Raw genomic sequence first — 21,586 nt, 5'->3', positions numbered from 1 at the left:
CATTTATGGACCGTCCCACTGAAAACAGGCTCCCCGCCCTATTCGAGCGGCCAGCAATGAGCTTTTCCGGGAAGCCCACCACCTTTGTGGAACACGCGATCGAGAACGACGGCTTTTGGCCGGATCTCTCCGTGATCGAGTTTCAGAAGGGCTACCGCCTGCCGGCGGAGCACCTGGTAGAGATGCTGGTCATCAACCTGGCTACGGCCATGGCCCAGGTCAACAGTGATCTGGCCAGTTTAAAAGCGCGCTGGCAGGGCGCTGGAGTGTCACGCGTTGAATCTGCAGACACCACCGTCCTGCCGGAGCGCACCTTTCAAGCTGAGACGTACAAGCGCGCCGTGTATTGCCGTGCGAAGGCCAGCTTGCTGCCGGAATTCGCCTCGATCATCCGCCGCGAAAGTGCGGAGAACCTGGGCAAGGAAGCCCCCGAGCGCAAGGAAACCTTCCTCGAGTTCAGTCAGCAGGCTGTGCGATCGCTGCAGGGCCGTGGCCGCATCACGGCGGTACTCCTGTGATCAAGCTTCGCGCCTTGACCGCCTACCTTATCGAGCGCCGTCTGGTGGCGCCTGAACAGCTCGACAGCTGGACAGACCAGGTCAGCCTCGAGCTGATCTGGAAGCCCGACGTCGACGGCATGCGCATGGGCGATATGAACTACGGCGCGACGATCGTGCTTGAGCGCTTTGCCGACAACCCGGCTCGCCTGATGGCGCTGGTCGGTAGCTGGCTGGAGACGAACGACGATGACCGTGATGGTCTGCCGGCGCCGGTGTTCGACGTGACAATGCTCGACAACGATCTGGCCGACGTCGACATCAAGCTGCAGTTCAGCGAACCGCAATACCTCTCCGAGGCCGACGACGGCGAGATTGAAGCCTTCGGCAAGTTCTACGCGTTCAAGCCGTTTGAGCTGTGGGTTGCGGAAAAAGGCGAGGTGGCCAGCCGTGGCGCGTAGCACGTTTGAGCGCGATATCCGCGGGATGTTGGACGTGGAGAAACAGCTTGCGCTGATGGAGCTTCCACCGCAGTTGCGCCGGCGTTTGCTCAATAACGTCAGCAAGCGCGTGCGCAGCAAAAGCCGGCAGCGGATCCGTGACCAGCAGAACCTGGACGGTTCCCCATTCGAGGCCCGCAAAGGCTCGTCGAAGGGCAAAAAGAAGATGGAATCCGGCCTGGGCAAGCTGCTCGAGGTCACCCGGTTGGACGCGGACGAGGCCGAGCTGGGCTGGCGCAACGCGCTGACCAGGTGGGTTGCCTCCCAGCAACATAACGGCGTGTCCGAGCGCCGTACCGCCGCGCAGATGCGCCAATGGAACAAGGTTCCCGAAGGTCTGGCCGCGACGAAAAAGCAGGCAAAGCGCTTGCGCCGGCTGGGGTTCAAAACCCGGCAGGCCGGAAAGAAAACCCTGACACGCCCGTCTGTGGCGTGGATTCAGGAGCATTTGAATTACGCCAAGGCGGGTCTGCTGATCCGCCTCTTGGACGATGAGAAATCCGAGTCATCTGGTGCGCAAAGCTGGGAGATCACCCTGCCAAAACGTCAGTTCCTCGGCCCCGGCACGGAATCAGAAACCAGCGAGCTGGTGAACCTGGTGCTGCAACAAATCCTAAATTCACCCCGCTAACGAGGCACTGCATGGCACTCGGTAAAGTCAGCGTCAACAATCTCAATCTCAGTCAGGGCGCTGTCACTGAGGTGGAGCGCTATTTCCTTTTCATCGGCGCCGGCCCCAAAAGTCAGGGTCAGGTGATCGCACTCAACACCGACAGCGATCTGGACGTGATGCTGGGCATTCCAGCCAGCGACCTGAAAACGCAGGTGACCGCTGCACGTTTGAACGGCGGCGATCGCTGGGCGTGCCTGGCAATTCCTCTGGTCGCGGAAAAGACCTGGCAGGACGCGCTGACCACCGCGCTGGAGCAAAACTACTCCTTCGAAGCGATCGTGATCTGCGCGACGGTTTCGAGCGGCGATGAGCTGGGCGACATGCATGAAGCCGCGATCGGACTGAGCAACACCTACGGTCGCCGCGCTTTCGTAATGGCGTCGTCTGCCGGCATTCAAGCAGGCATGAGCTGGTCGCAATATCTCGCTGCCCAGAAGGCGATCACCGAAGGCCTGGCCGCGCCGCGCGTGCTCTGCGTTCCACAGTTGCACGGCAATGACCTGGGCGTGTTGTCCGGCCGCTTGGCCACTGCCGAAGTCAGCATTGCCGACAGTCCGATGCGCGTGGCCACCGGTGCCGTGCTGGGTCTCGGCCCTGTGCCGGTGGACGCCGAGGGTGTGCCGCTGACCTCGGCCGTGCGGGCCGAACTGGACAAGTCGCGCTTCTCGGTCACTCAGACCTACGCGGACTACGAAGGCGTGTACTGGGGGGACGGCAACATGCTCGACACCCCTGGTAGCGATTTTCGGGTGATCGAGTACCTGCGCATTGTCGACAAGGCCGCACGCCGCGTTCGTCCGCTGTTGATCCGTCGTGTGGGTGATCGGCGCCTGAACAGCAGCGCCAACAGCATGGCCAGCAACAAAACCTTTCTGATGACTCCGCTGCGTGCGATGGCCAAGTCAACGACCTTCGCTGGCCAGGTGTTCCCTGGTGAAATCGAAACGCCCGCAGACGACGCCATTGTCCTTAATTGGACGAGCAAAACCGCGATCGAGGTGTACATCAGCGTTCGCCCCCTCAACTGCCCGAAAGACCTGACCGCGAACATCGCGCTCGATCTTTCCATCGCGGAGTAACCCTGCATGACTGCAAAAATTGGCGGCAAGAACTTCGACATCACCGTGGGCGATCTGACCATTCACGTCGAAGCCTGCACCCTGGACATCACCGACAACACCGCCGTAGCGCAGACGCGTGGCGTGCCCAATGGGCACGTCGACGGCGACGTAGCGGCCGCCGGCGAAATGGAGCTGGATACCACCAACTTCAATTTGCTGATCGAGGCGGCGAAGACTGCCGGGAGTTTCCGCAAGCTGCCCCTGTTCGACTCCGTGTTCTTCGCCAAGGCCGGCGAGGAGGAGCTGCGCATCGAAGCCTTTGGCTGCAAGTTGCGCATCTCCAGCCTGCTCAGCATCGATCCAAAGGGCGCTGCTAAGAACACTCACAAGATCCCGTATGACGTCACCAGTCCGGACTTCGTGAAGATCAACGGCGTGCCGTACCTCGATTCCACTGAAATCGAAGGGCTTAGCTGATGGTGGACTGGTTCGATCGCGCTCAGGCGCTTGAGCAGCTGCAGCGGGACAAGGCCATTGCGGCCCAGCTCGCCTGCAAGCGTCCGTCCGGACCGAGCCGGACTCACTGCGTGGACTGTGATAACCCAATCCCAGAAAAGCGCCAGGCGCTAGGCGGCATCACTCGCTGCGTGCCTTGCCAAACAACTGTTGAAAAAGAGGTTCAGCGATGAGCGCGAATCAGGTCGCCCAAGACACTGCCATTGCCTTGGCGAAGGCATCGCCCGCGATCGGCGTAGCCGCTACAGGTGCAACGGGCACCGTCGATTGGTCGGCGGTCGCCTACATGCTGACCGCGCTCTACATGGTGCTGCAGATCTTTCTGCTGGTTCCCAAGTACCGCCAGATGCTGCTCGACTGGAAGGGCAAGTCGTGAGCCTGCGCAACAAGATCGCTGCCGGCGTCCTGGTGCTGGTCAGCGCGCCGCTGGTTGCATTGCTCGGCAAGTGGGAGGGCACGGGCCAGAACACCGTTTACGCCGACGCACTCGCCCGTGGTTTACCCACGGTCTGCCTGGGCATCACCAAATACACCAGCCCCTATCCGGTGATCGTGGGCGACTACTGGTCGCCGGCGCGTTGCGCCGAGGTGGAACAACTGGTGATCAAGAAGGGCCAGCTGGCGTTGGCGGATTGCCTGACCAATCAGGCGATCGGGCAGAACACGTTTGACGCTCTGAGCAGCCACAGCCACAACGTCGGCGTGCCGGCGACTTGCGCGAGCCGCGCTGTCGCGCTGATCAATGCGGGCGATATCGCTGCCGGCTGCAAGGCGTTGGCCTGGGCGCCGGATGGCCGAACGCCGGTCTGGTCGTACGTCACCGACGCCCAGGGCAAAAAGCGATTCGTCCCCGGGTTGCACGCTCGCCGCATTGACGAAGCGAGGATTTGCATCAAATGACCACCGCACCGATGCGTCTGGCCGGCGCGCTGCTGCTCGCCAGCCTGCTGACCTACGTTCTGTTCGATTACGTGGCCGATCAGCGTGACGACGCCCGTATCGAACGCGATGACGCCGTGCGGGGGCTGGGCACGGTCAGCACCGAACGCGACGGCCTGCTCGAAGCGGCGCGCGTCAGCGGTGAAATGCTCGCTGCCCGCGATGCCAACGATTTGAAACACACCCAGGAGCTGAAAAATGCGCTCGACCTCAACAAGGCTTTGCAGCGGGATGTTGCTCTTGGCACTCGCCGGCTGCTCGTCAAAGCCACCTGTCCAGTCGCCCCAGTTGCCGCCCATTCCGGCGCCGGCGGCGTGGCTGATGCTGGATCCTCCGAACTCGCAGCAGACGCTCGATCGGATTATTTCACCCTCCGAGACCAACTCGCCCTAACTCGGCGAATGGTGCTTGGCCTGCAGGACTACATCGGCACGGTGGTGCAACGAACGCCGGTGAAACCTTGACCTTTTTATTCAACCAACCTCAACGGATAGACCCATGACCAACGTAAATCGCGACATCACCCTCGAAATCAGCGGCACCGACTTCGTGTTCACCCTGACCCCTCAGGACGTGACCAAGTACTTCAACGCCACCACTCAAGCGAACAAGGTTTCCCCGGCAACCAACCTGCTGATGGGCACCATCAAACCCGATCAGAAAGCCGATCTGAAACCGTTCCTGGCCAACCCGGTGACGGTGATGGAACTGGCAGGCGCGCTGCTTGAGGAGTACTCGCCGGATCTGGGCATCGTCGTAAAAAAGTCCTCGAGCACGCTGACGGCTTAAAAGAGGACGGGCTGGGCCAGTTGCTGGCCCTGACCAATCGCTGGCTGCCTGGTACCGAACCGACCATCGAGAGCATGGGGGTGGCCAAGTGGCTGGAGGACGAACACTGGAGACGGATGGAGATTGCCGTGGCAAACGGCATCGCCTTCGCGCTGAACGGATAAAACCCCATGGCTGACCGCAGTGCCCGCTTGGCCTTCATCCTGAGCCTGACCGACAAGGTCAGCGCGCCCCTGGGCAAGGTCAAAACCAGCTTTTCCGACCTGGCCGAGAAGGGCGAAGCCAACATCAAGCAAATGGCGCTCGGTTTGGGCGGGATGGTCGGCGCCGCCAAGGGCATCAGCGAGTCGCTGCAGCCAGCGCTGGAAATGAATCGCGCCCTGGGTGAAGTTCGCTCGCTCGGTGTCGCCGAGGACGCGCTGACGTCGCTGAATCAGAAAGCCCTGGAGTTCTCAGTGAACTACGGGGCCAATGCCCGCGACTTTGCGGCTTCGGCCTACAGTATTTCAGGTGCGATCAAGGGCTTGGCCGGCGACCAACTGGCCACGTTCACCAACACCAGCAACCTGCTGGCCAAAGCCACCAAGTCCGACGCCGAGACCATGGGCGCCTACGTCGGCACCATGTACAACCTGTTCAAGACATCAGCCGACACCATGGGCAAAAGCCAGTGGGTCGAAAAGCTGGGCGGCCAGACGGCATTGGCCGCGCAGCTGTTCCGCACGGACGGCGCACAGCTCAAGGATGCGTTCAAGGAAGTCGGGCAGATCGCCAACACCGCCGGCGTCGACATCGCCGAGCAGTTCGCGGTGATCGGCACGCTGAGCAGCACCATGGAAGGCGGCGATGCCGGCGGCTTGTACAAGTCGTTCTTCGAGAACATTGGCGCCGCATCTGAAAAGCTCAAGATGAAGTTCACGGATCAGAACGATCAGCTGATGCCCATGGCGGACATCTTGGCCAAGCTCGAGGGCAAGTTCGGCGATCTGACCAGCGCGGCTGCCGGCACCAAACTGACGGAAGCGTTCGGCGGCGAAGGTGCCCGCGTGATCAACGCTTTGGCCAAGGACACGGATCGGTTCAAAAACGGGCTGGATCAGTTGGGCAAGGTCCGAGGGCTGGAGAACGCCGAGAAGATGGCCAAGGCCATGGTCGATCCGTGGCAGCAGTTCGGCGCCGCCGTGGAGGCGCTGCGCACGTCTTTCGGACAGGCGCTGATTCCGATGCTGACGCCGCTGATGGACAAACTGGTGGGCATCGCCGGCACGCTGACGCGCTGGACGCAGATCTTCCCCAACATCACGCGGGTGATCGGTATCACCGTATTGGTGATCCTCGGACTGGTCGCTGCGATGTCGGCGGTCACGCTGGTGGTCGGCATCAGCAAGATGGCCTGGCTGGGCGCGCTCACGGTCTGGAAGCTGCTGAACTGGCAGGGTTACAAGTCGATCGCCATGTTCCTGTTCCACACCGTCATGGTCGCCGCCTTCGTGGTTGGTCTGGTCGCCATGTACACCTGGATGGGCATCGTCAGGGTTGGAATGCTGCTTTGGCAGGGCGCGATCTGGCTGGTCAACGTCGCCATGTCGGCCAACCCGGTGATGCTAATTGTCCTGGGCATCATGGCCCTGGGCGCGGTGATCATCGCTGCGATCGTCTACTGGGATGAATGGACCGCCGCGCTGATGAACACCGCCGCGTTTCAGTGGATCTCCGCCCAATTGCAGGCGCTGTCTGACTGGTTCGGCTCGATCGGCGGATGGTCCGGCATGGCGTCCGCTGCCTGGGACGGCATCGTGTCGATTTTCCGCAGTGCTATCAACGGACTGATCGAGATGATCAACAAGATCCCCGGCGTTGAGATCGATGCCAGCTTTGGCGATCTGCCCAAGGCGCCAGATCTGCCCGGCATGGCACCGCCCCTGGTCACCACACCTTCACTGGCCGAACAGGCCGAACAAGCACGCCAGCGCATGAACGCCGGCGGCGCCGTTGGACTGTCGCCTATGCGTCCGAACGCCGTGCCGCCTGGCGGGCTACTGACCAGCATTCAGAACAACAGCAACAGCCAGAACAAGGGCAACACCGTGGAAAACGTGAACATTCACACCAGCAAGCCGATGACGCCGCTGGAGCTCGAGAACATGGTCTCGATGGCGGTGGGGGGATGAGCGAATACATCGACCTGCTGATCATCGACAACGACCTGGCACTGGATCTGTCGCAGCAGCCCAACCTGGTCGACGACCGTGCCTGCATCGCTCAAGACATCGCCCACATGATCCGCGACAGCGGGCTGCTGGTCACCCTGGTGGCCGAGCGCGATCGGCTGCGTCAGCGCGACTGCATTCAGCAGCTGGAACTGTTGGTGGAGAACGACGAGCGACTGGTGCCAGGCACTGCGCAGATCTCCCAGCTGCAGCCAGGTCAGTTCCTGGTCACGGCCACCACCCTGAAATTCGGAAGCATCGAGGTGAACCTTTGAGCGACGTGGACTTCAAGCAGGCACTCTCCGACGCCGGCATTCCGACCACCGAGGCGGCACTGCGCCAGGCGTGGGAAAAAGAGGTGTTGGCCCAAGGCAGCAAGCTGAGTAACACCAGCGCCTACTCACCGTTCTGGCGGGTGATCACTGCCCTGGTGACAAAGCCGGTCATGTGGATCCTGACCTTTCTGGTCGAGTCGGTGCTGCCGAACTTTTTCGTCAAGACAGCGACCGGCGCTTGGCTTGAAATGCTCGCGTGGGCAGTGAACGTTGAACGCAAAGGAGCCAGCAAGGCTTCGGGTTTTCTGCTGTTCACTCGCACGGCCGCCGGCGGCGCGCTGGTCGTGCCGGCCGGGACCATCGTCCAGTCGGCCGCCATCAATGGCCATGTGTATCAGTTGATCACCACCGCCGCCGGCGCTTTTAACGACGGGTTGATGCAGCTGGAGATCCCGGTTGAAGCCATCGAGAGCGGATCCGGATTTAACCTGGCGCCGGGTTACTACGCGATCTTGCCGGTTCCGGTGCCGGGCATTGCCCAGGTGATCAACAAGGACGGTTGGTTGACCGTGCCCGGGGCAGACCCGGAACCCTACGACGAGCTGCGCCTGCGCGTGCGTAACCAGTTCTCGGCGGTTAACCAGTGGCACACCGATGCGGTTTACCGGGCGATGATTTCGGCCTTTCCCGGTGTGCGCCCTGACGGTGTTTACTTCGAACATGGCGCCCCGCGTGGCCCCGGCAGCGCCAACGCGTTCGTGCTGTTCGATGCCGACGTGCCGGCAGCGGCTTACCTGGAGCTGATCAACTCGCATATCCGAGACCAGGGCAATCACGGCCATGGCGACGACATGCTGGTCATGGCCATGCCTGAAACTCTGCACGACCTGAGCGTGACGATCTGGCCCCGCGCAACGGTGGCCACCGACAAACGCCAGGCGCTGCTCGAAGCAATCGAACTGTTTATTCGCGCCGCTTTTCGCGAGAGCACCACCACCGACTATCAGCCGACGCTGACGTTTCCGCAGTCGCGGTTTTCCTTCAGCCGCCTGGGCGAAGAACTGCACCTGCAGTTTCCCGATATCGAGTCGCTGGACTTCGACAACGTCGACATTCTGTCCGAGCTGAACATTCCCCGGATTCGGAGTCTGCAGGCGGTGTTCGGTGATTAAGCTCGAACTGAAATTTTGGCTCGCCGGAACCGAGCTGACCAAGCTCAAGCAGGCCTCGCAATCGTGGTGGGAAAAGGTCGAGGACTGGTTGCGCTGGCCGCTGCTGCAGATGGACGCCGAAACCTGTCACCCGGTCATGCTCGATCTGCTGGCCTGGCAGCGCGATATCACCCGCTTCAAGGACGAGCCGGAAAGCTTGTACCGGCTGCGCGTGAAGTTCGCCTTTATCAACGCGGTAGACGCCGGCAGCACCGCCGGGATGAAACGCATCCTGCAGCGCCTCGGCGTGGGTTACGTCGAGATCGAGGAGCGCATGCCCGATCGGGACTGGGACGTGGTTTTGTTGCGCTTCACCGACTCCCAACTGGCGAAGAATCCCGAGCTGCTGCGTGTGCTGATTCAACAGTACGGCCGCACGTGCCGCCGCTACGACTTTGTAACCCTGACGCCGGTGACCCTTGGGGTTGCGCTGGTCGACTTCAACGACGATCAGCAAACGCTGGTCGCCACTCTTTAGGAGCCCACGAATGGGAGCCAGCATTACCCTCGCCGGCGAAAGCCTGATCGCACAGAAACACGTCGCCAAACAGGGTCTGGACGTGGTGCGTTTCATCTTTGCCAACGTTCCTGGGCTCGATGCCAACGGTCCGGTCGATCGCGCGGCAGCGAAGCCTGCCGCCGCGCAGATCATGCACGTCTACAACATCCCGGCAGAAAACGCCGGGTTCGTGAATCCTAACCAGGTCGTTTACAGCTCGCAGATCGGCTCTGATATCGGCGACTGGGATTTCAACTGGATCGGTCTCGAAACGGCCGAGGGCGTGTTGTTTGCCGTCGCCTACGTGCCGCTGCAGATCAAGCGGCGCAATATTCCGCCGCTGCAAGTCGGCAACAACCTCACGCGCAACTTTCTGGTGGCATTCGACGGCGCCCAGGAACTGACCGGCATCACCATCGATGCCAGCACTTGGCAGCATGACTTCACCGTGCGCCTGGCAGGCATCGATGAGCGCGAACGCCTGAGCAATCGCGACATCTACGGCCGCGCTTGTTTCTTTGGCAATTCGCTGCAGCTGGAGAAGGTCGGCAGCGCGTATCAGCTCAAACCCGGGATGGCCTACATCGAGGGCATCCGCGTCGTGCGCGGCACCGCGCTGGCCGTTGCGCCGGTGGCGTTTCCCACCACGGCCTGGCTCGACGTTGCGCTGCAGCGCGAGCTGAGCGACGTGGTCGCCAGCTGGAACGTGGTGTTCGGCGCCAATCGACCGGACTACCGCGACAGCGCGGGCGTGCAGCATTACTGCGTGGCGATCGCTGATCTGGCGTCGGCCAACGCATTCACCGATCGCCGAAACGTCGAGGCGATCGACGGCGCCCTGGTCGCGCACTTCGCTGCTCGCACTGGCGACTACGAAAATCTGCGCGCTCGAGCAACGACCAAAGACGACGTCGACCTGGGCAACCTGCCAAACGCCAAAAGCGACGATCCGGCGAGCAACAGCAGCGAGATCCTTGCGACCACTAAGGCGTTGCAAAGTCTGAAGGCTGAGATGGTCAGTGCCGAAACCGGGCAAGTGGCGACCTTCGCGATGATCACGCCGCCCACCGGCTGGCTTAAGTGCAACGGCGCTGCCGTTTCCCGCACAGCCTACAGCGCGTTGTTTGCGCGGATCGGCACCACCTTCGGCGCCGGTGACGGTGTCGCGACATTCAACCTGCCGGATCTGCGCGGCGAGTTCCTGCGTGGCTGGGACGATACGCGGGGCATTGACCCCAATCGGGGTTTTGCTTCGTTCCAGGACTCGATGTTTGCCAAGCACTCCCACACCACGCTGGCAAAGGCGAACGGAATTCCCGCGAACGCTTCGTCCCCGGGCGGCAACGTGATCGGGCAGAACCTGGCCGTGAGCAGCTCGGTGGGCGAGGGGGTGAACTTGCACACGATTACTCAGGCCAATGGCGGCAATGAAACCCGTCCCCGCAACATCGCCTTGCTTTTCTGCATCCGTTATTGAGACCGGCCATGACCACGAAAACTTACTACCAAACCGATCGCCTCGGCTTCTACGTTGGGCCGGTCGAAGTCGACCCCAGCCCTCTGGAAAAAGATGTGTGGCTGATTCCCGCTGGCTGCGTGGCCAAGGCGCCGCCGGCGATCCCTGCAGGCAAAGCGGCCTTCTGGACCGGTGCGCAGTGGACCCTGACCGACAACCTCGAAAACATGACTGCGTACAACACGAAAACCCGCGAACCTCGGGTTCTCAGCCGGTTTGACGCCCTGCCGGCCGGCTACACGCTGTTGGTGCCAGGTGCGCACCAGGTCTGGCGCGACGGGCACTGGGTTGATGACATCCCGACCGTTCTGGTTACGCGTCACGCAGCCAAAACCCTGGAAGTGAATCAGGCTTGCGAAACGCAGATCCTGAGCGGTTTCACGTCCAAGGCGCTGGGGGCACCGCATGCCTATCAGTCCGCTCTCTACGATCAGATCAACCTGGTCAGCGCGATCGGGCCTGCTGACGTGGTCTATCCCTGCCGCGACGGCGAAGGGCTCAAGGCCTATCGGACGCACACCCCGAAACAACTGCGTCAGGTGCTGAATGATTTCACGACGCTCAAGCTGCAGCAGCTGCAGAAAGCACACGCACTCAAGCAACGATTGGATCAGGCCCTGTCTGACGATGATATCGATGCGATCGAGGCGGTTACCTGGTCGGAGCTGCAGCCGTGACTTGGGCACCGGTGACGATGCGCTGGCCGGCGCAGTCCACTCAATGGATGGACGAACTGACGGCTGCCAAGGATCTGGCCGGCGGCGAGCTGGCCAGCACCGCGCAACGCTTGGCCGGACTGACGGGACTCGCCACCACCAATCCGGGACCGGTTGGGGCCGCAGCCGAAAGCGTGATTGCGGCCGGGCGATCGGCTTTGGCCGATCAACTGGGCGAAGTGCCGGCCTGCATCACCGTGACACCGTTTCAATCCGGCATAGGGCAGGGCACCGGCAACCAGCGTTTCCTTTCGGCGCCGAACCTGCTGCAGGTGATGGCTGACAAGCTCACGGACAACGCCGACCAGGCACGGCCGACGACAGCGCAATACGCGTTGTCGATCCTGTTCCTGTCGACCAACTTCGGCCAGTTGGCCAGCACCTTGAAACGGTTCAATGCCTTGCTGCCTGTTCCGGACCTGGTGCGCGCTGAGAGACGGGCACAGCATTTGTCCACGCTCGAGGCGGAGAAGTGGGTGATGCCGAGCGCCGGCCCGTTGCCGCGCTGGCAAAGCCTGCCGCTGGAGCGTTGCACCGTGCTGAAGGCAACCAAGCAAGCCATGTCCGGTCAGTTGGCCGCACTCGAAAGCTACGCGGCGGACAGTTCGCCGCTGGCCGATCTGGCGGCGCTGGCCACTCGCAAGGCGGCGCAGCAACAGGGCCGTGATCAGCAACTGAACGACCTTAAGGCACTGCTCGCCGGCGGTGATGCGGACGTCACCATGCGGGCACGTCTGCTCGGTCCTGGTACGCCGGACGAGCTGCGCAAGCAACTGCTGCGCGATGACGCGCCTGGGCATGAGTGGGTGCTGTCGTCCGGTGTGATGCTGGTCGGATCGCTGTCCGGACTGAGCTTTGTTCGCGAACTGGTGGGCCTATGACGCTGCTGCTCGATGGCCAGCAAGTGCTGGGCAAAAGAATGAAGGTCACCGCCAACCTGCGGATCGAGAGCGACGATCTGTCGGGCCAGACCAGCAGCAGCGAAAAGGCGCACAGCGGCTTCAAACCCAAGACGCTGACCGTGGCCATGCAGATTGCCTTTGTCGACCAGGCACAGCTCAAAACGCTGATGCGCCTGGCCGAAGGCACCGCCGGCGGCGGGCAACTCAAGACCTATCGAATCGTCAACGACACGGCTGCTGCGTTTGGTATTCGCCAGGTGCAGTTCACCGAAGGCGTGAGCGCCCGTGAGGATGACACGCTCGCGGCCTGGTCCGTCCAGTTCACTCTGACCGAGAAGCAATCGAACCCGGAGAAGGTCGAACAACGCCGAGCGGCCAATGGCGTCACTAAACAATCTGCACCGGGTAGCGGCGTGGCCGGCGCCGATGCCGGGGCGGGCGGTGATGGTTCCGGTACCGGCGCTGCTCTTACAGGTTTCGAGGCCACGTTGAAGAAGCTGGATAACTACCTGGGCGGTGTCCCATGAGCATGAAACTGCACAAGGTGCTGACGATCGGCGGCGTGGTTTATCCGGTCGTTAAAGACGACATCCGCCTGGAGCTGGCCGGCCCCGGCCGCGCCACGTTCACCATTCAAGCCGCTGCCACGTTGAAGGGGCTGGTGACACTGGATGTCGGCTACAACGAAAGCGTGCTGCAGCGGCACTTCATCGGCTATGTGGAAACTTCGACCGCCGTGAACAGTACCGAGCAAGTGTTGTTCTGCCGGGAAGTCGCCGCAATCCTCGCCCAGTCACTGCCGATGAACCTGCGTCATGTTCACCTGCAGGCCGTGCTCGAGGAGATCAGCAACAAGACCGGGCTGCGCTTTCGTGTGCCCGATCGGCCTTATGCCCAGGTGAAGGTCCCGTACTTCTACAGCTTGGCCACCGGTTACCAGGCGATGCAGAGCATGGCCAGCGTGTTCGGCATCGCTGACTTCGTTTGGCAGCAGCAGGGTGACGGAGAGGTGTTTGTCGGCAGTTGGGCTGATAGCTTCTTCGGCGCTCGATCGCCGCTGCAGCTGCCGGCTGAACTGTTCGACGGCTACCAGGGCAATCAAAGCGCGATGATCGCGGCCCTACCAGGTCTGCGGCCAGGCGCATCAATCAACCAAGGCGAGCGGATCACCAGTGTGACCCTCACCGGCAATCAGATGGCTATCCGATGGAAGACGCAATCCAACGCGCAGTAGCGCGCCAATTCCCAGAGTTGACCGGCGGCTACCATCTGCCACGTTTTGGCCGTGTTGTGGCTGTTCCGGACGCGCCGGCAGCGCCTGGGCTGTGCGATGAATTCCGGCCGCGCTTTGGCGTCGACGTCGAGGTGCTGCGGCCAGACGGCGAGCCAGATCCGGCACTGCCGATTCTGACCAGCTTGCCGCTGCCGGCGCCGATGGGCGGGCAAGAGGCGGGTATGTTCGGCTTTCCGGAGGAGGGGACCACTGTCGTGGTCAGCTTCGCCTACGGCATGCCGACCAAGCCCTTTATCACGCAGATCCTGCCGCACGGCCTGAGCCTGCCCCGGGTGCCGAAGGGCGACCAGGTGTGGCAGCACAGCGAAGCCTGCCAGCAGCGCGTCGACTCTGCCGGCAACTGGCTGCGCCAGACGGATGGGAAGATTCAGGACAAGGCGATCGAGCGCGAGGTCGAAGCCCTAGACAACACCGAGGCCTTTCAGAATCACACCAGGACAGTGGACGACCATTCGACCGAGACGGTGGGTGGCATCAAGAAGATCGAAGCGTTGGGTGCGCTCAAGCTGATGTCGGGCGGATCTGCGAGCTTGGCGGCGGTGGATGATCTGCACCAGGCTACTGGCCGGGATCTGAACATAGTCGTGGGTCAAAAGCACAACGCTACAGTAGGCGGAGATATGCAAGAGCGGATTGAGAGACTGCGTGAAAGCTTTGCAGGCGTGAGCCAGTGTTTAATGGCACCAAAAACTTGGTTGGGCTCAAACGGTGTGAATGTCCTGCGAATACTCGGTGACTTAATTGACCTGGTAGCAGATATGAATATTCAAGTTGGCGAGCATGTGCACGCTTCCAGCCCGCCACCTACGAATGCCCTTTTTTTTGCCAAGCAAGCTGCGAGCGCTGGATTGCTGTCGGCAGAGTTAGCCTCAGTCACGATGTGACAAACCGACGCCCGGCTGCTATTGCTACTAAGTTATCGTGACCTGAAAAGGAGCGAAGCTTTTGAGATGTCCAATAAAATCTCCTAGATTGGAGTTGTATCGGGCAGCAGCATCAATGTTTTTCAACTTGAGAGCCGGTTTACACAGTTTGCGGTAAATCGGCCCGTCTTTGTTGTAAGAGATATTTTGTTTGTTTAATTCGTTATTTAGATGCTGTTGGCAGTTTTTAGTTTTGCAGGTCCCTTTGGTGTTGTAGAACGGGAGTAGCCAACACTCTGTTGAGTGGACGGTTATTGCAAAAATTATACGATTGTTGTATTGGCTATAAAATTGAGTGGATATCCTACTAATAAGCAGGTTTGTCACGTCTGTGACCAGTTCTCGTGGGGACAACTCGCTGCCATCTCGGTAGAGATTAAGGCCAAAAGCAGGATGCTCGCAAGAGTCAGTGTCAATCTGAATTATTAGATAGTTATTGAACGCCAGAGCGTCTTGGATTTTTTCTTGATCTGAACAGTAATCCAAGACTTTCTCAAAGCCACCAAAACTTTCCTTTTTTTGGCGTGCATTATCGGTTTCATCTAGAAGAGGTTGCAGGACGTTGATGTCAACCTCTATGCCGTATTCGTCTTCTAGAATGGTCGTGACCAAACTCTCAACTAAAACTTGATCAGTAATCCCTTCGGTAACAAGTGCAAAGGCTGGCATTTAAAAATCCTTAGGTAATCCACCAAGCACGCCGCGCATGAACATTTCGGACAGTTTTAGATTGCTATCCTTAGGTTTCTCTATGCGTTTAATTCTAGTCTGTCCTTTCAGGCTTCGGCTGATCACAAACAGACGCTGTTCGTCGTCTTCTAAGTTTAATCCATCTAAGATTGCAGGGTTGTGGGTGGTGAGAATTGCTTGTTTGCCTGATTTTTCCGATATTTTTACGAGCTGTTTGATAAGCATCATGCAAAGTTTAGGGTTTAAAGATGCATCGATATTGTCTACGGCGAAAAATTTAGGCGTAAGCGCGGACGAAAATAACGCATAGTAAAATAGAAGGAAAAGAAAGCCCTCGTTCGCGCTTTTTTGATCAAAGCTTTTGATGCTTCCTTCAATAAACTTGTCAAATATCTCAAGTTTCGGTGGGGCCGAGCTAGTTCCGTCATGGACAGTGAAGTCGCTAAACCAACCTAGTACCTGTAAGCTTTCCTTGATTGTAGTAATTGCAGCTTTGTCTTCGTTATATAAAACAGTTACAAGTTTTAGTAGTCCTTCACCTTGAACTCCGAGAGGTTGAATTTGGCCTTCAGGATCGAATGCTCTAAGAGAAGACTGTTCGGGTGAATATATGAGAAACTCTTTTAATTCGTTTGGAATTACTTCGAATTCCTTCGATATTGATCTGAATATACTAGTTATATGGTTTTTTTCGTATGTGGATTTATCGATCGGTTTCTGTTTTTGAAGGCTTTCAGCTACAAGTTGAGCTGCCGTGATAAATTCGAAGATCTGCTTATTTAACTGTTCTTCATCTGGGATTTCTGATTTTACGTATTTGTCGAATCTTTTAATCTGAAATTCATCTGCTCCCAGTCCGTCTTTTTTAAATGTGAAGCTCCAGTTGGCGTAAGCCTTATTATCGTGCGTGAACTCATATGAGAGTTTTTCACTATCTATCGGGGTGGCAGATATAATAATAGGATTAGAATCAGAACCGTCTTGAAGCTGGCAGCTCATGAGTTGGGGGGCCGTGACGCGTACACCGCGGGAGTAAAGATATTCGTTATCCAGCTTGTCTGCCGCTGCAGCGCTAAGTAGGGATAAGGCCTCTAGCAAATTACTTTTGCCTGCGCCGTTTTCTCCAATGAAGACATTGATCCTGCCTAATTCGAAAGAAGCACTCTCTATCGACTTATAGTTTTCGATCTCAATCGTTCTGATCACTGCGTAATTTCCGATGCGTCGCAAAAGCTGTAGCTTAGATAGCTATGCTTACGGTAGCAAGGCCATGGCCCCCTAAATGCCCATGGTCGGCATCAGAAAAATGGGGCTCAGAGCAGAATCGCCTGGTCATCGCGAAAGCTATCTTCCTTAGCAGTGCCATGATCTTGTAACGAGGGTCGATTTGGCAGCCGGATAGAAACAGTTCGCCCTCATCTCGATCTCGTACGAGGCGCAACCCTGCACAATCAGGTTTTTCGATCATTGGAGTCTATGCCTGATCTCCTATACTGGCGCTGGTAATCTCTCGCAATCACAGTCTTCAAAAGTACATCACCCGATGATATGTCCTTCCTAAAGCTACCTAGATGACCGAGTTGTTCACGGTTGCTGAGAGACTCTGTAGGAATACTCAGTCCGACTAGGTGGCATAGGGTCCATTGAATCAGTCAGGACGTATCTCACCTAGGCTGCCAAACCCAAATGCTGCAGCGTTAGGAAAAAAATGACGAAAAACCACTTATCCCCCTCCCGCCGACGGGCTTTGCCTCCCTTTTTTGTGCAAAGACCAGAGCAGTGCAACCACCGGCTCTGCCCAGGCCTGCTGCGGGGGCCGTGGGTGTTGTAGCGATTGCACGCGGTGCAAGGTTTTGCAAAAAAGTGCAGAGGCGTTGCACAGCGTTACGTAGCGTCGACGAATTGGCCGGGGGAGTGAGACGCCCAGGGAGCAGGGGCTGCGGCCTGGAAAACCTCCTGCATAAGGTGTTTTCGTTTTCGGCACTGTTCGCCTTAGCTGCGAATTCGGCACTGCGCTGACCGCTTGTAAAACGGCTGGAAGGCCCAGCCTGCTTTGCTTTCCGGTGTTTTCCGGAATTGCACAGCGTCACCAAGAACTTCCTTGTTATCAGCGCCAATTTGCATGGTGTGAAAAACGTCGAAAAGGGACGTCGCCTTGGCCGTTTTTCAAACGTGGGCTGGGAAAAAGGTAATTTTGGTAAGCGAGGCATTGAAATGGGCTACAGCACCTTGTGGTGCGTGGCGTTCAGTCATTACCTCAAGAGGTAATTTTAGGTAAGAGTTAGGGTAATAATTTCTGAAGTGCCCCATTTTACTGGGTTTGAGGGCTATCAGGGATTACTAATAGGAAAGGTAATTTTCTAACCTCATACTTACCAAATTATTACCTTTGAGGAATTCTCTCTACGCCCCGTGTTTCAAGGCTTCTAGAGGTCGGCTCACGCTGCATTACCAAAATTACCTTTTTCCCATGGGTCAACATGAAACGTCGAAATGCTTTCGCGACCCTGTTCTGCAACCTGGTGCGCAAAACCCATGGGACTGACATGGGACTGAGATTAAAAATCTCGCTCCTCTGCAGCCCTTATAAACCGGGGGGGTGTGCTCAGAAAAGCGCAAACGGGTAGTTTCGAATCTCTCCTTCACCGCCACATTCAGTACACAAAACCCCTGATTTCGAAAGAAGTCAGGGGTTTTGTGGTTTCTGGCGTCTGGAATTTATCAGGCGGCGGATCGGAGTTGCGTTGAGCATTACAATCAGCGCTTTTATTCATCAGTAAAAGGACGACCGCCATGATCATCTCAACGACTCAATCCATTGAGGGGCGCCAGATCACCGCTTACCTGGACATTGTCAGTGCCGAGTCGGTGCAAGGGGTTAACGTGATCCGCGATATGTTCGCCGGCATGCGCGACTTTTTTGGTGGGCGTTCGCAGACGCTGGAGCGGGCGTTGAAGGAGGCGCGGATTCAGGCGACGGATGAAATCAAGGAACGGGCGCGTGCGCTGCAGGCGGATGCGGTGGTTGGGGTGGATTTCGAGATCAGCATGCCCGCAGGCAAGGGCGGCATGGTTGTGGTGTTTGCGACCGGCACTGCGGTGAAGTTGCGCTGAATTTCGGACTCCATGCGGGTGAGCCCATTCAGCAATTGAATGGGCTCTTTTTGTTGTGGATCAGCCCTGCGGCTTGAGTATCACGTTGCCTTTGCCGTCATAGGTCAGTGGTGTATCGATGGCGACGAGAGGCGGTGTGTCAGAAGGTGGGTTGGGTTCGACTGGCTTGCTGGGATGGTAAATGACCCCAGGTTGCAGAACCGGCGTATCCGGACCCGGTAATTTGATGGTGATTTCACCGGAAGCGATCTTTTCCTTGAGTTTTTCCGCCCCGGCTTTGCCGGCTGCGATCTGTTCGTCCGTGAGTTTTACGATAGGCATATTGGGGAATCCGTTGATTTGCATGTTCTCTCCTTGAGATTCATTTGTATGAAAAAGGGCAACGGCCTGTCTCCGGAGTTCTTTAGCGGTGTAGGACCAATGGCGCTTCACCGCGTTGAATTTTTGTAGGCCATTCGTCGGGCGTCAGACGATCTGAACCACAAGTCCAGGAATGACCGGCTAGTCTCAAAAGCCTTGGAGGTCGATATTTTTTCAGGCAAAAGGGTTTTTGCCGGTGTCGACCGATGGCGAAGGGGCGAAGGTATGACTGATCCGTATATCGAAGACGATGGCGCTGAATTTTCCTTCAACAATTGCGTGCGCTGCGGCCAGACCGAATATCAGGCAGGTTTTGGCGAGGATCCGGTGCAGACCGGCAAGATCAAGTCGACGGCACCGAAAGGGCCGAAGGCGAAATTTTTACCCAAGGTCACCACGCGGGCCAGAAAGTAATTTTTCAATGAACAACCCCGTCAATGAACGAGGTTTTTTACGTCCGTACGCTCAGCACGGAAATGTCCTACAAGTGGTAGGCAAGGGTGCGAAGGGTTTTCACAAACTTTTCACGTCCAGCGCAGTAGGGTGAAGCCATCCGTTAGAAAGCAAGTCTCCAGCCCGTCTCCCCAGCGGGCTTTTTTTTGCCTGCGATAAAACCTTTTGCAGAATCGCTGTCCAATCGGCGCCAAGTGCGCGGAACTCATTGTTTTCGTCTGGACTTTTGCGCCACGACGGCATTAAATCCCGGCCCTTTTTGTCATCCCAATTTTTGAGGTTTTCTTCATGCGTTTAACTCTGCCTGCTCTGGTTCTGGGGCTTCTGGTGACTCAAGGTGCAATGGCTGCCGGTGATGGCACCGCCGCGCTGGGCGGTGGCCTGGGTGGCGCGCTGGGTAACGTGCTCGGTCAGAAAATGGGCGGCAGCACCGGTGCGGCAGTGGGTGCCGGCGTTGCGGGCGCGGCGGGCAGCGCACTGACGGCACGCAAGGGCAGCCGTACTAAAGCGGCCATCGGCGGCGGTGTCGGTGCAGCCGGTGGTTCGGTGATCGGCAACAGCCTTGGCGGCAAGACCGGCGCCACCATTGGTGCAGGCCTCGGCGGTGCCGCCGGCGGCGCAGTGGGCAGCAACTTGGCCAAAGGTCACAAGCGTCACTGAGACTGATCGTCTTGCAGAATAAGCCCGGCTCGATGCCGGGCTTTTTCGTTGCTGAACGTTTTTCCCGCAGGCGTCTCCAATCTCACATAGGCCCTTGTTTGGGCGGACTGTCCCGATTCGGGAACTGTGAGGTTCATATGCGATTGTCATTATCTGCACTGTTTTTCGGATTGCTGGTGGCGCAGGGCGCGATGGCGGCCGGGGATGGTTCGGCAGCCGTGGGCGGCGGACTGGGTGGCGTACTGGGCAACGTGGTCGGCGGCCAGCTCGGCGGTAGCACTGGCGCGGCGGTCGGTGCCGGTGTGGGTGGCGCGGCCGGCGGTGCAGTCGGGGCGAATAAGAACAATCGCACCGAAGCCGCCATTGGCGGTGGACTCGGCGCCGCAGGTGGCTCAGTGGTCGGCAATAGCCTCGGCGGGTCAACCGGTTCGGCAGTCGGTGCAGGGTTGGGCGGCGCGGCGGGTGGTGCGGTCGGTAATAACCTGGGTGGCGATGGTGGGTCGCACTCGGGCGGTGGCCACAAGCACAAGAACAAACATAAAAACCGCCATCATTGATGGAGGTTTGAACAGAAACCCGGCTTTTTGCCGGGTTTTTTGTATTTGCGGGTCAGACGCTGGAACGATTGGCTGTAGGGCTTTTCGAACGTCATACACGTCCCTGAATGATGAGGTTTGCCATGACTCCCGAAACCGAAGGCAATGAAGAAAAAGGCCCGAGTGGGCTGCCGTTTATCAATGATCCGGGGAATGAGGATCCGGGGTCGTTGATGGATGATGCGACGGTGCCGTTGAATGATTCGGATGAGGCGGATATTGAGTATGAAGAGGATGAGCAGTGACCAATTTGCTTGGCTGGTCGCGATCCGATCCTTCAGGATCGGATATCATGGTTGTGCGAAAGAATATGGATTTCCATTTTTATCAGGTTTCATTAGTTGGCTAGAGAATTTGCCCAAGCGAGGTAGAATGCTTTTTGAATTTTAATATCATTTGTTAAGTTGCAGTCGTCATAGTCGAAAATACGGACAATGTCCTCTCCATTTTTTCCCATTTGAAGCTCGTAGGCGACGAGCCCGTTTGACATCTGGGAACTCATGCTGGATGGATGCACGTTGATTTTTGCGCCTTTGCACAGGAATGTAAACTCTGGGAAGTCCAATCTCAACTCACCTAAACAACCGTAAAGATTGTAAGAGGTATAGCTTTTTGTAAGGCCGTTTTTTCTAGTAAATATGAGAATTGTATTTCTACTATCAATATCGATGATGGCGGTTTCTAAACCGTTTGGGGTGAGGAATTTTATTTCTATCGATTTGATCATTTTTGTCTTTATTTAATTAGTATTTGTGTTTTGGAAGAAGGTGTCGGGTAGTCGGTTAGGGGGCTGGCATCTTATTTTTGCAATGATTTTATCCATTGATTGTAGTAATTTTGTTGGTCTTTTAAATCTTTAGATAAATTTTCTTCCTCGTAATCAAATATCTGCACTATATCGTCTCGAGTGGCAGGAATTCCTGGTTTCAAATCATACGCAATGGCGCCGCCGCTCATTTGTGAGCACATTCTTGACGGGGTTACATTTAGTTTTGCACCTTTACAAAGAAATAGAATTTCTGGATGTTCGTGTCTGATTTTTGCTAGACATAAATACAGGTCATTCGCTTTGTATGTCTTAATAAAACCATTGAGCATGGAAAATACTATCAATCCTTTTGTGTCGTCATAATTCAGACTTGCCTGTTCTTTAATACCATTCCTGATGATGGTTATTTTGGCGTGTTCCATT

At 57.6% G+C, this 21,586-nt stretch carries 32 protein-coding genes; 27 read left to right on the top strand and 5 right to left on the bottom strand.

Annotation, left to right across the window (positions count from 1 at the left end; genetic code table 11):
* Window positions 1-56: 56 nt before the first annotated feature.
* The 21 genes from ACIPZE_RS14410 to ACIPZE_RS14310 are packed head-to-tail and all read left to right on the top strand — an operon-like array spanning window position 57 to window position 14,482.
* A complete protein-coding gene (locus ACIPZE_RS14410) occupies window positions 57-518 on the top strand; it encodes a head completion/stabilization protein (RefSeq protein WP_400773499.1) in 462 nt (153 codons plus the stop codon).
* Window positions 515-958, top strand: a complete 444-nt coding sequence (locus ACIPZE_RS14405) for a phage tail protein (protein WP_400773422.1) — start codon at window positions 515-517, stop codon at window positions 956-958. The genes ACIPZE_RS14410 and ACIPZE_RS14405 overlap by 4 nt, the downstream gene beginning before the upstream one ends.
* A complete protein-coding gene (locus tag ACIPZE_RS14400) occupies window positions 948-1,628 on the top strand; it encodes a phage virion morphogenesis protein (protein ID WP_400773421.1) in 681 nt (226 codons plus the stop codon). The genes ACIPZE_RS14405 and ACIPZE_RS14400 overlap by 11 nt, the downstream gene beginning before the upstream one ends.
* 11 nt (window positions 1,629-1,639) lie before the next feature.
* Window positions 1,640-2,749: a DUF2586 domain-containing protein gene (locus ACIPZE_RS14395; protein WP_400773419.1), complete on the top strand. Its 1,110-nt coding sequence runs from the start codon at window positions 1,640-1,642 to the stop codon at window positions 2,747-2,749.
* A 6-nt stretch (window positions 2,750-2,755) separates the two neighbouring features.
* On the top strand, window positions 2,756-3,208 hold the full coding sequence (locus ACIPZE_RS14390) for a DUF2597 family protein (RefSeq protein ID WP_280038499.1): 453 nt from the start codon (window positions 2,756-2,758) through the stop codon (window positions 3,206-3,208).
* Window positions 3,208-3,420, top strand: a complete 213-nt coding sequence (locus ACIPZE_RS14385) for a TraR/DksA family transcriptional regulator (RefSeq protein WP_400773417.1) — start codon at window positions 3,208-3,210, stop codon at window positions 3,418-3,420. The genes ACIPZE_RS14390 and ACIPZE_RS14385 overlap by 1 nt, the downstream gene beginning before the upstream one ends.
* Entirely contained in the window at window positions 3,417-3,623 is a 207-nt protein-coding gene (locus ACIPZE_RS14380; protein ID WP_400773415.1) for a hypothetical protein, read from the top strand. The genes ACIPZE_RS14385 and ACIPZE_RS14380 overlap by 4 nt, the downstream gene beginning before the upstream one ends.
* Window positions 3,620-4,147, top strand: coding sequence for a lysozyme (locus ACIPZE_RS14375; protein WP_400773414.1), 528 nt, complete (start codon window positions 3,620-3,622; stop codon window positions 4,145-4,147). Before ACIPZE_RS14380 ends, ACIPZE_RS14375 begins: the two co-directional genes overlap by 4 nt.
* Window positions 4,144-4,650, top strand: a complete 507-nt coding sequence (locus tag ACIPZE_RS14370; RefSeq protein ID WP_400773412.1) for a lysis system i-spanin subunit Rz — start codon at window positions 4,144-4,146, stop codon at window positions 4,648-4,650. The genes ACIPZE_RS14375 and ACIPZE_RS14370 overlap by 4 nt, the downstream gene beginning before the upstream one ends.
* Before the next feature lie 34 nt (window positions 4,651-4,684).
* On the top strand, window positions 4,685-4,975 hold the full coding sequence (locus tag ACIPZE_RS14365; protein WP_150730508.1) for a putative phage tail assembly chaperone: 291 nt from the start codon (window positions 4,685-4,687) through the stop codon (window positions 4,973-4,975).
* Between the two features lie 20 nt (window positions 4,976-4,995).
* A complete protein-coding gene (locus ACIPZE_RS14360) occupies window positions 4,996-5,139 on the top strand; it encodes a DUF6890 family protein (RefSeq protein ID WP_400773410.1) in 144 nt (47 codons plus the stop codon).
* Window positions 5,140-5,145: 6 nt separating this feature from the next.
* Window positions 5,146-7,146, top strand: a complete 2,001-nt coding sequence (locus ACIPZE_RS14355; RefSeq protein ID WP_400773408.1) for a phage tail tape measure protein — start codon at window positions 5,146-5,148, stop codon at window positions 7,144-7,146.
* Window positions 7,143-7,460 carry a DUF2590 family protein gene (locus ACIPZE_RS14350; RefSeq protein WP_400773406.1) on the top strand — a complete coding sequence of 106 codons (318 nt, stop codon included), beginning with the start codon at window positions 7,143-7,145 and terminating at the stop codon, window positions 7,458-7,460. The genes ACIPZE_RS14355 and ACIPZE_RS14350 overlap by 4 nt, the downstream gene beginning before the upstream one ends.
* A complete protein-coding gene (locus ACIPZE_RS14345) occupies window positions 7,457-8,632 on the top strand; it encodes a baseplate J/gp47 family protein (protein ID WP_400773404.1) in 1,176 nt (391 codons plus the stop codon). The genes ACIPZE_RS14350 and ACIPZE_RS14345 overlap by 4 nt, the downstream gene beginning before the upstream one ends.
* A complete protein-coding gene (locus ACIPZE_RS14340) occupies window positions 8,625-9,149 on the top strand; it encodes a phage tail protein (protein ID WP_400773402.1) in 525 nt (174 codons plus the stop codon). Before ACIPZE_RS14345 ends, ACIPZE_RS14340 begins: the two co-directional genes overlap by 8 nt.
* A gap of 10 nt (window positions 9,150-9,159) precedes the next feature.
* Window positions 9,160-10,647 (top strand): phage tail protein, encoded by a 1,488-nt coding sequence (locus tag ACIPZE_RS14335; protein ID WP_400773400.1) that lies wholly within the window; start codon window positions 9,160-9,162, stop codon window positions 10,645-10,647.
* Window positions 10,648-10,655: 8 nt separating this feature from the next.
* On the top strand, window positions 10,656-11,363 hold the full coding sequence (locus ACIPZE_RS14330) for a phage tail protein (protein WP_400773399.1): 708 nt from the start codon (window positions 10,656-10,658) through the stop codon (window positions 11,361-11,363).
* Complete coding sequence (locus ACIPZE_RS14325; RefSeq protein WP_400773397.1) at window positions 11,360-12,283, top strand: hypothetical protein; 924 nt, start codon at window positions 11,360-11,362, stop codon at window positions 12,281-12,283. The genes ACIPZE_RS14330 and ACIPZE_RS14325 overlap by 4 nt, the downstream gene beginning before the upstream one ends.
* Window positions 12,280-12,831: a DNA-binding protein gene (locus tag ACIPZE_RS14320; protein ID WP_400773395.1), complete on the top strand. Its 552-nt coding sequence runs from the start codon at window positions 12,280-12,282 to the stop codon at window positions 12,829-12,831. Before ACIPZE_RS14325 ends, ACIPZE_RS14320 begins: the two co-directional genes overlap by 4 nt.
* On the top strand, window positions 12,828-13,538 hold the full coding sequence (locus ACIPZE_RS14315) for a hypothetical protein (protein ID WP_400773393.1): 711 nt from the start codon (window positions 12,828-12,830) through the stop codon (window positions 13,536-13,538). The genes ACIPZE_RS14320 and ACIPZE_RS14315 overlap by 4 nt, the downstream gene beginning before the upstream one ends.
* Window positions 13,511-14,482 carry a hypothetical protein gene (locus tag ACIPZE_RS14310; protein WP_400773392.1) on the top strand — a complete coding sequence of 324 codons (972 nt, stop codon included), beginning with the start codon at window positions 13,511-13,513 and terminating at the stop codon, window positions 14,480-14,482. Before ACIPZE_RS14315 ends, ACIPZE_RS14310 begins: the two co-directional genes overlap by 28 nt.
* Before the next feature lie 27 nt (window positions 14,483-14,509).
* Here ACIPZE_RS14310 and ACIPZE_RS14305 read toward each other — a convergent pair whose 3' ends face one another.
* Both ACIPZE_RS14305 and ACIPZE_RS14300 read right to left on the bottom strand, forming a co-directional pair.
* Window positions 14,510-15,190 (bottom strand): hypothetical protein, encoded by a 681-nt coding sequence (locus ACIPZE_RS14305; protein WP_400773390.1) that lies wholly within the window; start codon window positions 15,188-15,190, stop codon window positions 14,510-14,512.
* On the bottom strand, window positions 15,191-16,417 hold the full coding sequence (locus ACIPZE_RS14300; RefSeq protein ID WP_400773388.1) for an AAA family ATPase: 1,227 nt from the start codon (window positions 16,415-16,417) through the stop codon (window positions 15,191-15,193). It abuts the gene before it with no gap.
* A gap of 870 nt (window positions 16,418-17,287) precedes the next feature.
* Between ACIPZE_RS14300 and ACIPZE_RS14295 the strand changes: the two genes are divergently transcribed.
* Window positions 17,288-17,479: a hypothetical protein gene (locus tag ACIPZE_RS14295; RefSeq protein ID WP_400773387.1), complete on the top strand. Its 192-nt coding sequence runs from the start codon at window positions 17,288-17,290 to the stop codon at window positions 17,477-17,479.
* A gap of 525 nt (window positions 17,480-18,004) precedes the next feature.
* Window positions 18,005-18,325, top strand: a complete 321-nt coding sequence (locus tag ACIPZE_RS14290; RefSeq protein ID WP_129391348.1) for a YbjQ family protein — start codon at window positions 18,005-18,007, stop codon at window positions 18,323-18,325.
* Between the two features lie 60 nt (window positions 18,326-18,385).
* Here ACIPZE_RS14290 and ACIPZE_RS14285 read toward each other — a convergent pair whose 3' ends face one another.
* Window positions 18,386-18,670 carry a hypothetical protein gene (locus ACIPZE_RS14285; protein WP_400773385.1) on the bottom strand — a complete coding sequence of 95 codons (285 nt, stop codon included), beginning with the start codon at window positions 18,668-18,670 and terminating at the stop codon, window positions 18,386-18,388.
* Between the two features lie 240 nt (window positions 18,671-18,910).
* On the opposite strand from ACIPZE_RS14285, the gene ACIPZE_RS14280 reads away from it, so the two are divergent.
* From ACIPZE_RS14280 to ACIPZE_RS14265, 4 genes are all read left to right on the top strand, one after another.
* Window positions 18,911-19,099: a hypothetical protein gene (locus ACIPZE_RS14280; RefSeq protein ID WP_129391353.1), complete on the top strand. Its 189-nt coding sequence runs from the start codon at window positions 18,911-18,913 to the stop codon at window positions 19,097-19,099.
* Between the two features lie 327 nt (window positions 19,100-19,426).
* Entirely contained in the window at window positions 19,427-19,798 is a 372-nt protein-coding gene (locus ACIPZE_RS14275) for a bacteriocin (protein ID WP_129391356.1), read from the top strand.
* Between the two features lie 137 nt (window positions 19,799-19,935).
* The gene (locus tag ACIPZE_RS14270; RefSeq protein WP_283437143.1) at window positions 19,936-20,355 is read left to right on the top strand and encodes a YMGG-like glycine zipper-containing protein; all 420 of its coding nucleotides are present in this window, start codon (window positions 19,936-19,938) and stop codon (window positions 20,353-20,355) included.
* A 122-nt stretch (window positions 20,356-20,477) separates the two neighbouring features.
* Window positions 20,478-20,639, top strand: a complete 162-nt coding sequence (locus ACIPZE_RS14265) for a hypothetical protein (protein WP_400773383.1) — start codon at window positions 20,478-20,480, stop codon at window positions 20,637-20,639.
* A gap of 92 nt (window positions 20,640-20,731) precedes the next feature.
* Here the strand turns inward: ACIPZE_RS14265 and ACIPZE_RS14260 are convergent, their stop codons facing one another.
* A complete protein-coding gene (locus ACIPZE_RS14260; protein WP_129391362.1) occupies window positions 20,732-21,121 on the bottom strand; it encodes a hypothetical protein in 390 nt (129 codons plus the stop codon).
* Window positions 21,122-21,192: 71 nt separating this feature from the next.
* Window positions 21,193-21,585, bottom strand: coding sequence for a hypothetical protein (locus ACIPZE_RS14255; RefSeq protein WP_129391365.1), 393 nt, complete (start codon window positions 21,583-21,585; stop codon window positions 21,193-21,195).
* Between the last annotated feature and the right edge of the window lies 1 nt (window position 21,586).

Origin of the sequence: Pseudomonas sp. NPDC089741 (assembly GCF_044748825.1) — a bacterium.
Lineage (GTDB): Bacteria > Pseudomonadota > Gammaproteobacteria > Pseudomonadales > Pseudomonadaceae > Aquipseudomonas > Aquipseudomonas helmanticensis.
This window is presented reverse-complemented; position numbering and strand designations above follow the sequence as displayed.